Origin of the sequence: Sulfitobacter albidus, from assembly GCF_018200035.1 — a bacterium.
Classification (GTDB): Bacteria; Pseudomonadota; Alphaproteobacteria; order Rhodobacterales; family Rhodobacteraceae; genus Sulfitobacter; species Sulfitobacter albidus.
In genome coordinates this window covers 2,694,096-2,705,111 of sequence record NZ_CP073581.1, presented here as the reverse complement: position 1 = coordinate 2,705,111, position 11,016 = coordinate 2,694,096, and the positions used below count along the sequence as shown (strand labels likewise).

General features: G+C 66.7%; 11 protein-coding genes and 2 pseudogenes. 7 read left to right on the top strand and 6 right to left on the bottom strand.

From position 1 onward, the window contains the following. Positions 1-14: 14 nt before the first annotated feature. Positions 15-203, top strand: coding sequence for a hypothetical protein (locus KDD17_RS13365; RefSeq protein WP_212704109.1), 189 nt, complete (start codon positions 15-17; stop codon positions 201-203). A 94-nt stretch (positions 204-297) separates the two neighbouring features. Here KDD17_RS13365 and KDD17_RS19275 read toward each other — a convergent pair whose 3' ends face one another. From KDD17_RS19275 to nth, 3 genes and pseudogenes are all read right to left on the bottom strand, one after another. Next, a complete protein-coding gene (locus KDD17_RS19275) occupies positions 298-543 on the bottom strand; it encodes a GNAT family N-acetyltransferase (RefSeq protein ID WP_431358158.1) in 246 nt (81 codons plus the stop codon). 340 nt (positions 544-883) lie between these two features. Beyond that, positions 884-1,872, bottom strand: a pseudogene (locus KDD17_RS13355) (adenosine kinase). Further along, positions 1,869-2,522, bottom strand: a complete 654-nt coding sequence (gene nth / locus KDD17_RS13350) for an endonuclease III (RefSeq protein WP_212704108.1) — start codon at positions 2,520-2,522, stop codon at positions 1,869-1,871. Before nth ends, KDD17_RS13355 begins: the two are co-directional and overlap by 4 nt. A 62-nt stretch (positions 2,523-2,584) precedes the next feature. Between nth and KDD17_RS13345 the strand changes: the two genes are divergently transcribed. From KDD17_RS13345 to KDD17_RS13335, 3 genes and pseudogenes are all read left to right on the top strand, one after another. Then, positions 2,585-3,451 (top strand): methylated-DNA--[protein]-cysteine S-methyltransferase, encoded by an 867-nt coding sequence (locus KDD17_RS13345; protein ID WP_212704107.1) that lies wholly within the window; start codon positions 2,585-2,587, stop codon positions 3,449-3,451. 130 nt (positions 3,452-3,581) lie between these two features. Beyond that, complete coding sequence (locus tag KDD17_RS13340) at positions 3,582-4,256, top strand: YiaD family glycine zipper/OmpA-like lipoprotein (RefSeq protein WP_212704106.1); 675 nt, start codon at positions 3,582-3,584, stop codon at positions 4,254-4,256. A gap of 132 nt (positions 4,257-4,388) precedes the next feature. Continuing rightward, positions 4,389-4,924 (top strand): annotated as a pseudogene (locus tag KDD17_RS13335) (NADPH-dependent FMN reductase). On the opposite strand, the gene KDD17_RS13330 reads toward KDD17_RS13335, so the two are convergent. Next, positions 4,902-5,297 carry a VOC family protein gene (locus KDD17_RS13330; RefSeq protein WP_212704105.1) on the bottom strand — a complete coding sequence of 132 codons (396 nt, stop codon included), beginning with the start codon at positions 5,295-5,297 and terminating at the stop codon, positions 4,902-4,904. The pseudogene KDD17_RS13335 and the gene KDD17_RS13330 sit on opposite strands and share 23 nt — an antisense overlap. Then, positions 5,294-6,319: an NAD(P)/FAD-dependent oxidoreductase gene (locus KDD17_RS13325; RefSeq protein ID WP_212704104.1), complete on the bottom strand. Its 1,026-nt coding sequence runs from the start codon at positions 6,317-6,319 to the stop codon at positions 5,294-5,296. Before KDD17_RS13325 ends, KDD17_RS13330 begins: the two co-directional genes overlap by 4 nt. A 58-nt stretch (positions 6,320-6,377) precedes the next feature. Between KDD17_RS13325 and mnmC2 the strand changes: the two genes are divergently transcribed. Together mnmC2 and KDD17_RS13315 are read left to right on the top strand one after the other, a co-directional pair. Further along, positions 6,378-7,037 carry a tRNA (5-methylaminomethyl-2-thiouridine)(34)-methyltransferase MnmC2 gene (gene mnmC2, locus KDD17_RS13320; RefSeq protein WP_212704103.1) on the top strand — a complete coding sequence of 220 codons (660 nt, stop codon included), beginning with the start codon at positions 6,378-6,380 and terminating at the stop codon, positions 7,035-7,037. 35 nt (positions 7,038-7,072) lie between these two features. Then, complete coding sequence (locus KDD17_RS13315; RefSeq protein WP_212706243.1) at positions 7,073-7,903, top strand: DMT family transporter; 831 nt, start codon at positions 7,073-7,075, stop codon at positions 7,901-7,903. On the opposite strand, the gene KDD17_RS13310 is transcribed toward KDD17_RS13315, so the two are convergent. After that, positions 7,877-9,835: a lytic transglycosylase domain-containing protein gene (locus KDD17_RS13310; RefSeq protein WP_212704102.1), complete on the bottom strand. Its 1,959-nt coding sequence runs from the start codon at positions 9,833-9,835 to the stop codon at positions 7,877-7,879. The two genes, KDD17_RS13315 and KDD17_RS13310, sit on opposite strands and share 27 nt — an antisense overlap. Positions 9,836-10,006: 171 nt before the next feature. Between KDD17_RS13310 and dapA the strand changes: the two genes are divergently transcribed. Then, entirely contained in the window at positions 10,007-10,879 is an 873-nt protein-coding gene (dapA, locus tag KDD17_RS13305) for a 4-hydroxy-tetrahydrodipicolinate synthase (protein WP_212704101.1), read from the top strand. Positions 10,880-11,016 lie beyond the last annotated feature (137 nt).

Genomic DNA, 11,016 nt, shown 5'->3' with positions numbered 1-11,016 from the left:
CAAAGCGCTATTCGATGAATTTGCGTCTGAACCGGGCGATGACCGAATATGCGCGTTGCCTCTACCACCGTGAGCGCACGGACGCGGCGATCACATTGGCCAAGTCGAGCCTCGCGATGGCTAAGCGCACAACCTACCGGCTGGAGATGGAGCGCATCCAGCGGTTGCTCGACAAGATCGAGGTGGGCACGCAGACGTCCTAGGATTTTGGGGATGTGCGGGCGTATCGCGGGCCGCAGTGAGTGCAGCGGGCCGGGGGGTTTAGGTATTTTTGAAAGGGTGCAGGGGGGAGGCGCGCTAGATCAACGGGATCTGCGGGGCGGATGTGTCGGGGTGCAGGCCGGTGATGCGGGGGTCGTCGGCGATTTCGACCTGGCGCCTGGTGGGGATGAAGCCGCTGCGGATGTAGAAGGCGACAGCCTGCGGGCTGTCGAGGGTGCAGGTGTGCACGTGAAAGCGGGCGATCGGGCGGGCGAAGGCGTGTGTGATGGCCGTGTTCATGAGAGCCCGGCCGGCGCCGGTGCCGATGAGGCTTTCTGTCAGGCCAAAATAGGCGAGTTCGCAAGCGCCGGCTTCGCGGTGGTCAAGCTCCAGCAGCGCTTCGTCCGTGCCGTTGCGGCTGAGGGTGTAGAAGCTGACATTTGGGTCGGTGAGGATCGCGGTGAGAGCCGCGTCGTCGAGGGCGAGGCGGCCGAACCAGAGCCAGTCGCGCCCGACGCGGGCAAAGATGTCGCGATACCAGTCCAGCGTCGGGGTGACGCGGCGCAGCGTGACGCCCTGCGGCAGGGGGCATCGCGCAGGGAGGGCGGGCTGCGCATTTCCAGATGGGTGACGACCATCGCGAGCTTGCCCGCGGGCACGTCGTGATACCCGTCGCCCAGCATCAGATCAGCCCATGGGCGCGGAACTCCGCCAGCATGTCCCGCTCGGGCCGGGGGCCCACGTGGGAGATGACTTCGGCGGCGCAGAGGTTGCCCATGCGCGCGCAGGTGTCGAGGCTGGCGCCCGTGGCCATGCCGTAAAGAAAGCCTGCCGCGAATTGATCGCCGGCCCCCGTGGCATCGACGGGGGTGATGCGGGTGACGGGGGCATCGGTACGTTCGAACCCCCGAATGGCCGTGACACCGTCGCCGCCGCGCGTGCAGACGACCGTGGCGCAGATGTCGGCGGTGCGCGACAGCGCCTCTTCGATATCCTTGGTTTCCCACAGGGCGGTCAGTTCGGCCTCGTTGCCGATGACGAAATCCAGATCGTGCTCGATCATGTGCAGGAAGTCGGCGCGGTGGCGTTCGACGCAGAAGGGATCGGAGATGGCGATGCCCGCTTTGCCGCCCCGGCCTTGGCGCTGCGGGCGGCCTCGCGAAAGGCGGTCTTGCCCGCGTCGCGGTCGAACAGATACCCTTCGAGGAACATCAGCTTGGCGCCGCCGGTGACCTCTGCCGGCACATCCGCCGAGCTGAGGCCGGTGGAGACACCGAGATACGTGTTCATCGACCGCTCCCCGTCGGGGGTGACAAAGATCATGCTGCGCGAGGTCGGCTCCTCCGCGTCCCTGACGGGCGCGTTGACGAAATCAATCCCGATGTCGGTCATGGCGGCGGCGTAGAAACGGCCCAGCCCGTCGTCCTTGACCCGTCCGATAAAGGCCGCCGAGAGGCCCAGCGCGCCCGCGCCCGCGATCGTATTGGCCGCAGCGCCGCCGGGTGTTTGCAGCCGGTCGTTCATCGCGCCGTAAAGCTGTTCGGCGCGGGGTTGATCGACCAGTTGCATGATGCCCTTGTCGATGCCCATGTTATCGAGAAAGGCGTCATCGGCGTGGGTGATGACGTCAACGACGGCGTTGCCGATGCCGACGATGTCGTAGTGTTTCATTCGGTCTTTTCCTTGAATTGGCACAGGTCATTGATCAGGCAGGTCTTGCACTGCGGTTTGCGCGCCTTGCAGTGATAGCGCCCGTGCAGGATCAGCCAGTGATGCGCGTGCAATTGGTAGTCGGCGGGAATGTTGTCTTCGATCGCGCGCTCGACCGCATCGACGGTGCGGCCGGGTGCGATGCCGGTGCGGTTGCCGACGCGAAAAATGTGGGTATCGACCGCCTGTGCGGGCTGCTGCCACCACATGTTGAGCACGACATTCGCGGTCTTGCGGCCCACGCCCGGCAGCGATTGCAGGGCGGCGCGAGAATTGGGCACCTCGCCGCCGTAGTCGTCGACGAGGATCTGGCTGAGCTTCATCACGTTCTTGGCCTTTTGGCGGAAGAGGCCGATCGTCTTGATATGGTCGGTCAGCCCGTCGAGGCCGAGGTCGAGCATTTTCTGCGGGGTGTCGGCGACCTTGAAAAGCGCGCGCGTGGCCTTGTTGACGCCGGCATCCGTCGCCTGTGCCGACAGCGCCACGGCGACGACGAGGGTGTAGACATTCACGTGTTCCAGCTCGCCCTTGGGCTCGGGCTCGGCCGCGTGAAAGCGCTGCATGATGGCGCGGATCGTGTGGTAATCGAGCTGTTTTGTGGGTTTTGTCATGGTCGAAGGGTATGCGCAGGTTTCGGGTCGCGTGCAAGGCGGCGGGCGCATATTCTGGGGGCATGAACGAGATTACCGCTCCCTCCGCTGCGTCTTCGGACGCCTATCATTTTGGCGTCATCCGCCGCGCGATTGATGCCATTGATGCGGCCGAGGCGCCGCTGAGCCTTGAGGCGCTGGCCGGCGAAATGGGGATGAGTGCGGCGCATTTCCAGCGGGTGTTCAGTGCCTGGGCCGGTGTCAGCCCAAAGCGGTTTCAGCAGTATCTGACGCTGGGCCACGCGAAGTCCCTGCTGGCCGAGCGGTTCACCACGCTGGAGGCGGCGCAGTCGGTCGGGCTTTCGGGCACGGGGCGGCTGCACGATCTGTTTCTGCGCTGGGAGGCGATGAGCCCCGGTGCGTTCGCGCAGGGGGGCGCGGGGCTTGAGATCTTCTGGGGGTGGTTCGACAGCCCCTTTGGCCCGGCGCTGGTGATGGGGACGCAGCGGGGCATCTGTGGTCTGTCCTTTGCCGCCGAGATGGGGGAGCAGGCCGCGATGGCGGGGTTGCGCGCCCGTTGGCCGCGCGCGACCTTTGCCGAGGATCCGGCGCGCCTGCGCGGCTGGGTGCTGACGGCGTTCGGGATGCGCGCGGCGCGGGACAAGGCGCCGCTGTATCTGATGGGCGCGCCGTTCCAGATCAAGGTGTGGGAAGCGCTGTTGCGGCTGCCGGAGGGCACGGTGACGACCTACGGTGAAATCGCGCGCAGCATCGGCGCACCGGGGGCCGCACGCGCCGTGGGCACGGCGGTGGGGCGCAATCCGGTGGGCTATCTGATCCCGTGCCACCGCGTCATCCGCGGGACGGGCGGTTTGGGCGGCTATCATTGGGGGCTGCCGGTGAAACGGGCCATGCTGGCGTTCGAGGGGGCACGGGCGGATGCACGCTGACGCGTTTGACGTGCGCGGGATGCCGCCGATTCCCCCTGTGGCGGCATTTTGTCCGGGGCGCGAAAGGGCTATATTGTCTGCGTGAAAGATGCTTCGCCCGAACGGAGCCCAAACAGCAAGGCAGTAAACTATGACATTTTCGAAATTCTCCCTCGCCGCCGCACTGGCGGGCGTTTTTGCGTTGGGTGCGTGTACTAATCCGAACGGCTCGATCCTCGCGCAGGATGGTGATCCGAACCAGAACGCCAAGAACGGTGCGCTGATCGGCGCGGCCTCGGGGGCCGTGATCGGCGCGCTGAGCCGGGGCGATGGCAACCGCGATCAGGGCGCGCTGAAGGGCGCGATCATCGGTGGCGCGCTGGGCGCGGGTGGCGGCGTGCTGCTGGACCGGCAGGAGGCCGAGCTGCGTCGCCAGCTCGACAGCCGTGTGGTCATTCAGAACACCGGCGACCGTCTGATCGTGACCCTGCCGCAGGACATCACCTTCGACAGCGGCTCCAGCGCGGTGAGCGCGGGTATTCAGGGCGATTTGCAGGCGCTGGCGCAAAACGTGCAGGTCTACCAGAATTCGACGCTGCAGATCATCGGCCACACCGACAGCGACGGGGATGCGGCGTTCAACCAGCAGCTGTCAGAGGATCGCGCGCGGGCGGTGGCGAATGTGCTGACGGGCAACGGCGTACCCGGTGCGCGGATCCAGACGTTCGGTCGGGGCGAGGCGCAGCCGGTTGCCTCCAACCTGACGCCTGAGGGCAAGCGCCAGAACCGTCGGGTCGAAATCGTGATCCTGCCGAACCCGGCCTGATCCCGTCCCGAAGGATGCAAGGGCCGCCGTGTGGGGACGCACGGCGGCCTTTTTCGTGCGCACCATGGCCTTGAGAATTCGCACCTCCGCCTCACTTTACGCGTAACGCAATTTATCCAAGGACCAAACGCCATGCACACACTTCTGGGCATCTCCGGCTCGCTTCGCAAGGGCAGCCACAATTCGCTTTTGTTGCGCGAGGCGGCGAGCCTGTACGATGGCGGGCAGCTGATCGAGGCGGATATCGACCTGCCGCTCTATAACGGGGATGACGAGCAGGAAAGCGGCGTGCCCGCCGCCGTGGACGCGCTGGCGCAGCAGATCGCGGACGCCGATGCGGTGCTGATTTCCACGCCTGAGTACAACAAGGGCCCGTCGGGCGCGTTGAAGAACGCGCTGGACTGGATCAGCCGGTCGAGTGTGAAGCCCTGGGGGGCAAGCCCGTGGCGGTGATGTCGGCGGCGGCGGGCCGTGCGGGCGGCGAGCGCGCGCAGATGATCCTGCGCGGGTTCATGGTGCCCTTCCGCCCGCGTATCCTGCAAGGGCCGGAAATCCATGTGGCCGCCAGCCACGAAGCCTTTGACGATCAGGGGCAATTGACCGGTGAGATCTACATCAAGGAGCTGACCGAGCTGATGAAATCGCTCAAGGCTGAAGTGGGGCGCTGATCTCGATCAAATTACCGTCCGGATCCCGGACGTAGAGTGAGATGAGAGGCCCGGTGGCCCCCGAACGGGGCACCGGGCCTTCTTCGATGCGTGTGCCGTGGGCGGCGAGGTGGCGCTGCCAGTCGGCCAGAGGGCGATCGGTGAGAAAGCATAGATCGGCGCTGCCTGCCGTGGGGTTTTGCGCTTTGGGTTCAAACTCCGCGCCGCTGACGTGCAGATTGATCTTGGACTCGCCAAAGCGCAGGGCGTGCCGGGTGCTGCCGTCGGCGACCGTGAAGGGCGCGTGGGTCATGCCCAGCGCTTGGGTATAGAACGCAATCGTGGCGTCGATGTCGGCGACGGTCAGCACCAGATGGTCAAGCGATGTGATCACAGGTTGTCCTCCAGGCGGAAGCCTTCGGGGATGGTGTCGCGCCCCTCAAGGATGAGATCGACCATGGTGGTCGCGACCTTGGGCGCCATGCCAAAGCCGATCTTGAACCCGCCGTTGGCGATGAAATGACCCGGGCGGAACGGATCGGGGCCAAGCATCGGCGCGCGGGTGCGGGCGCGGGGGCGGATGCCGGCCCAGCGGTCAATGATCTGTGCCTCGCGCAGGGCAGGCACGGCGGCGCGGGCGGTGGCGATGACGCCGTCCAGCTGCGCATCCGTTTCCAGATCGGTGAACTCCCGCTCTGAGGTGGAGCCGATGGCGACGGTGCCGTCGAGATGCGGGATGATGTGCACGGCGTTGGCGAACAGCTGCGGCAGGCCGCGGGCGTCATGTGCGAGCAGGGCGGCCTGCCCCTTGACGCCCGCGCCCATTGACCGGCTGTGTGCGGCGGCCAGACGGTGAAGCCCCGCGGCCCCGGTGGCATCGATCACGATGCCGCGTTCGGGACCATCGGGCGTGACGCGCACCCCCTTTGTCGCGAGGGCTGCGACCAGCGCGTCGCAGGCGCGGCGCGGGTGCAGATGGGCGCTGAGCGTGTCAAAGATGGTGTACCCGGTGGCAGAGACCGGTGCCCAGTCGGGCGTGTCCGATGTGACCTCCCACCGGGCGTGATCGCCCCACAGATCGCGCGCGGTCTGCGCCCTGCGCCGGGCAAGGACAAGCCCCGCATCATCGGCGATGGCTTGCAGCCGCCCCGTGCGGGCGTAGCCGGGATCGGCGCCGCCGGCCTCTGCCACGGCGGCCCAGAACCCTTCGGCCATCAGCAGACTGTCGAGTTGGAACGCCTTTTTCGGGTTCCAGTTTTCCGGCACATGGGGCGCCAGCGCGCCGACGATCCCGCCAGAGCTGCCCGCGCCCGGACCGTGCGGATCAATCAGCGTCACCTGCGCGCCGCGCAGGGTGGCCTCCCACGCGATGGAAAGGCCAAAGATGCCCGCGCCGCGGATGGTCAGATCGGTCATTGCGGCCCTTTCGGTTTGGGCGCAGATTGCGCGTGTGAAGCGGATACAGGATGCGGACGTGCACGACCAGAGCGCAGGATTGGAATGGCGGGACGGGGGCGTGCCGGTCTCGACCCGCTTTGACGATCCGTATTTCAGCCTTGAAAACGGCGTGGCCGAGACGCGGCACGTGTTTCTGGGGGGCAATGACCTGCCCGCGCGGTTCCGCGACGGGTTTCACGTGGCCGAATTGGGGTTCGGCACGGGGCTGAATTTTCTGGTGTGCCTCGCGGCGTTTCGCGCGGCAGACGTGTCGGGGCGGCTGCGGTTCACCAGTTTTGAGGCCTATCCGATGGCGATGCAGGATCTGCGCCGCGCGCTGTCGGTCTGGCCGGATCTGCCGGCGTCGGTGCTGACCGCGCTTGAGGCGTTTCCGGCGCGGCTGGAGGGCGATGATTTCACGCTGGAGGTAATCCACGGCGACGCGCGCACGGCGCTGCCCGCGTGGGAAGGGGTGGCGGATGCGTGGTTTTTGGATGGGTTTTCACCTGCGAAGAACCCGGAGCTGTGGGCGCCTGAGTTGATGGCGCAGGTGGCCGCGCATACCGCGCCCTGTGGCACGGCGGCGACCTACACGGCGGCAGGATTCGTGCGGCGGGGGCTGGAGGAGGCGGGATTTGCGGTGACCCGCAGCGCCGGCTTTGGTCGCAAGCGGCATATGACGCGGGCGGTGCTGTGAGCCAATCCAACAACGTCGCCCTTGGCATCGCGCTGATGATCGCCACAACGGCGGTATTCGCCGTGCAGGACGCGCTGAGCCGCCATTTGGCGGGCGAATACAACGTGCTGATGGTGGTGATGATCCGCTATTGGTTTTTTGCCGCCTTTGTCATCACCGTCGCCCGCCGCAAGGCCGGGGGCATCCGTGCGGCGGCGCGCACCACGCAGCCGCTGGTGCAGATCCTGCGCGGGCTGCTGTTGTCGCTTGAGATCTGCGTGATGGTCGCGGGGTTCACCCTGTTGGGGCTGGTCGAGAGCCACGCGGTGTTTGCCGTCACGCCGCTGATCGTGGCGGCGCTGAGCGGTCCGGTGCTGGGCGAGCGGGTAGGCTGGCGGCGCTGGGCGGCGATTGGCGTGGGGTTTGTGGGGATGCTGATCATCCTGCGGCCCGGAACGGGCGTGTTCGATGTGCGCGCGCTGATCCCGCTGCTGGCGGCGGGGATGTTCGCGCTTTACGGCTTGCTCACGCGGTTTGTGGCGCGGCGCGACACCACGGCGACCAGCTTTTTCTGGACGGGCACGGTGGGGGCGCTGACGACCACCGCGCTGGGCATGTGGTTCTGGGAGCCTATGAGCGGGCGCGACTGGATCTGGATGGGCGCGCTGTGCGTCGCGGGGGCAAGCGGGCACTGGCTGCTGATCCGCTGCTACGAGGTGGCGGAGGCGAGTGCGGTGCAGCCGTTCGCGTACCTGCAACTGGTGTTCGCCAGCACGCTGGGCATCGTGATCTTTGGCGAAACGGTCAGCCCCGCGCTGGCCATCGGCGCCACGGTGATCGTGGGCGCGGGGCTGTTCACGCTATGGCGCGAACGCTTGCAGGGTTGAGCCGATCAACTCTTCGTAGAAGGGGATCGGCAGTGGATCCTTACCCAGCCGAGCGCGGTAGATCGGCAGGCTTTCGGTGACGCGCATGACGTAGTTCTGGGTCTCGCGGAAGGGGATCATCTCGATCCAGTCGACGATGTAGATGTCGCCGCTGCGCGGATCGCCGTAATCGCGCATCCAGCGGATCGGGCGGCTTGGCCCCGCGTTATAGCCCGCCGACATCATCACCACATTGCCGTCGAACTGGCCCGCAAGCTCGCTCAGGTACTGCGAGCCGAGCCGCGCGTTATAGACCGGATCGGCGGTGAGCCTTTCGGTGCTGTGCTGGGGCGCTATCCCGAGTTTCGAGGCGACCTCCCGCGCGGTGGCGGGCATCAGCTGCATCAGCCCGCGCGCGCCGACGGAGGATTGCACGACCGGATCAAATTCGCTTTCGCGCCGCGCGATGGCGAGGTTCATCTCCGGCGCCATGGGCAGATCGGCCTCGGCCAGCGGGTGCAGCGCGTAGTAGGGGGCGGCGATCTCGAGCCCGCGCTGCGCGGCGCGCTTGCCGATCATCACGGCGATATGCGGCTGGTCCAAGTCGATGGCGGCTTGCCCCAGCAGCCTCAGGTCTTCTTCGACGAGTTGCTCGGCGAGGTGGGTCCAGAACCGCTCCGCCAGGTTCAGCTCGCCCGAGGCTTGCAGCAGCAGACCCGCCTCGAACAGGGGTGCGCGGGCGAGGGCGCTGTCGCGCCAGTCTTGTTCGGGTGGGGCGCCGCGGAGTTTTTCGGGGAAAGGGACGCCCGCACGCTCCGCCGCGAGCAACCCGTAGAACGACGTCTGGTAGTTGGCGCCGGCGCGGTAGGCCGCCATCGCGCCTTCCTCGTCGCCAGCGGCCTCCAGCGCGCGGCCTTGCCAATAGCCCGCGCGGCCCTGGCTGATGGGGGATTCAACGGCGTTGTCGTGGTTGAGGAAATGCTGGTGCGCGCGCATCGGATCGTCAAGAAAGCGCAGCGCGATATAGCCTGACAGCCATTCGAGATCGGCGTAGTCCGACCCTTCGGTCAGGAAGTGCTGCGAAGCCATGGCATAGGCGCGTTGCCTGTCGCCCGAGCGCATCTCGCCGCGCGCCAGGGCGCGGCGACGGTTGCCCCAGGCGGCGGGATCGCCCAGCGCCTCGACAGAGGTGGAGGCGGCGATGAGCAAATCCTTGGCATCGTTCACGCGGCCCTCGCGCACGCGCCATTCGAAACGCGCGTGGTTCAGCCCGCCGGTGTTCTTGATCGCGTCCGGCAGCGCCTCGAACTGCGAGGCGGCGTTACCGGTGCGGCGGTAGAGGGCGATGCGCACCTCGGCGGCCTGACGCGCGGGCGCGGAGGCGAGCGGGTACATCTGGCGCGCCTCGTCATATTCGCGCTGGAACACCATCGCGTCGAGCCGGGCGTCGTGATGCGGTTTGATCAGATCGGCGTGCGCGGCGACAAAGGCCGCCTGACTGTTGGCGTTCATCGGCATGGTCCGCCATGCGAGGACGACTGACGCCTGCGCCAGCCCTTCCTCCCCAGCGCGGGTCAGCGCGGCGGCGTGGGCCAGCACACCGCGCGGGGTCTGCGCGGGGCTGTCGGCAAAGAAATCAAGGATGGCAGCGTCGTCCTGCGCGATCACCACCGGCTCGGATCGGCGGCGCAGATAGTCCTCGCCCGGCCAATCGGGGCGTCGGGTGAGGAAATCGACCACCTCGGCGTAGCTGCCGCGCTGGGCGCGCAGTTTGTGCCACAGGATCACGTCGCGCGCGGCGGTGCCGTCGCGTTCGGCGATGCGCAGCGCGCCGTCGAAATCGCCCCCGCGCATGGCGTCCATCGCCCAGCCCAGCGGGCGGGGGCGCTCGGTTTGCGCGAACGTGGCAGAGACGCTCAGCATCAGCAGCAGGGCCGCCAGTAGACGTGTCATGACTTGCAATTCCTATCTCTCAGGCGGTAGAGCCATGCAGCATAGCCCGGAACGGGCGGGGTTCAATCGACCTTGCCTGTCGGGGTGCAAATATTCACGGGGCTTTGATCGGGGTGATCGGGGTCTTTCACCGGTGGCCTCGGCCTCCAGCACAATACAAGGAGCGTGCATATGTTCACAGGATCCCTTCCTGCTCTCGTCACGCCGTTTCAGGGCGGCGAGCTGGATATCGAGACGCTGAAAAAGCTGGTGGAGTGGCATATCGGTGAAGGATCGAACGGGTTTGTGCCGGTGGGCACGACGGGCGAATCCCCCACGTTGACCCACGCAGAGCACGACCGCGTGGTCGTCGAAGTGGTCAAGGCCGTGGCAGGCCGGGTGCCGGTGATCGCGGGTGCCGGCAGCAACAACACGCTGGAGGCGATCCGCCTCGCCCAGCACGCCGAGAAGGCGGGCGCGGACGGGATCCTCGTGGTCACGCCCTATTACAACAAGCCGACGCAGCGCGGGCTGATCGCGCATTTCACCGCCGTGCACGACAGCTGCGGCTTGCCGATCATCATCTACAATATCCCCGGTCGGTCGGTCGTCGACATGACGCCCGAGACGATGGGCGCGCTGGCCAAGCTGGAGCGGATCGTGGGCGTCAAGGATGCCACAGGTGATCTGGCGCGGGTCTGCGACCAGCGGATGCACTGCGGGCGCGATTTCATCCAGCTGTCTGGTGAGGATGCCACGGCGCACGGGTTCAACGCGCAGGGTGGCGTCGGCTGTATCTCGGTCACGGCGAATGTGGCGCCCAAGCTGTTGGCAGAGATGCAGGCGGCCTGCGCGGCGGGTGAGTACGCCACTGCGCTGAATATTCAGGATCTGTTGATGCCGCTGCACAAGGCGATTTTCACAGAGCCGGGGCTGGTCGGCGCAAAATACGCGATGAGCAAGCTCGATCTGTGCAGCGAGGAAGTGCGCCTGCCGCTGACGGGGCTGAGCGATGGCACCAAATCGCTGATCGACGCAGGCATGCGGCACGCGGGGCTGATCTAGGCCGCGCGCCCTGCTGCTGGCGGTGGCAGAATTTCGAGGAAATTCTGGGCCCAAAATTTCGCCGAAATTTTGCCCGCGCGCGTGATTGCTGGCGGTGTGCGTTGCAGGCCCGGGGCGCGCGCGGTTAGGGTAGGAAA

Excerpts from the sequence above, each read along its gene's own strand:
- KDD17_RS13325 (WP_212704104.1), bottom strand. The coding sequence starts at position 6,319 with ATGACCGATCTGACCATCCGCGGCGCGGGCATCTTTGGCCTTTCCATC.
- KDD17_RS13315 (WP_212706243.1), top strand. The coding sequence starts at position 7,073 with ATGATCGCCACAACGGCGGTATTCGCCGTGCAGGACGCGCTGAGCCGC.
- KDD17_RS13345 (WP_212704107.1), top strand. The coding sequence starts at position 2,585 with ATGAACGAGATTACCGCTCCCTCCGCTGCGTCTTCGGACGCCTATCAT.
- KDD17_RS13340 (WP_212704106.1), top strand. The coding sequence starts at position 3,582 with ATGACATTTTCGAAATTCTCCCTCGCCGCCGCACTGGCGGGCGTTTTT.
- nth (WP_212704108.1), bottom strand. The coding sequence starts at position 2,522 with ATGACAAAACCCACAAAACAGCTCGATTACCACACGATCCGCGCCATC.
- dapA (WP_212704101.1), top strand. The coding sequence starts at position 10,007 with ATGTTCACAGGATCCCTTCCTGCTCTCGTCACGCCGTTTCAGGGCGGC.
- KDD17_RS13365 (WP_212704109.1), top strand. The coding sequence starts at position 15 with ATGAATTTGCGTCTGAACCGGGCGATGACCGAATATGCGCGTTGCCTC.
- KDD17_RS13310 (WP_212704102.1), bottom strand. The coding sequence starts at position 9,835 with ATGACACGTCTACTGGCGGCCCTGCTGCTGATGCTGAGCGTCTCTGCC.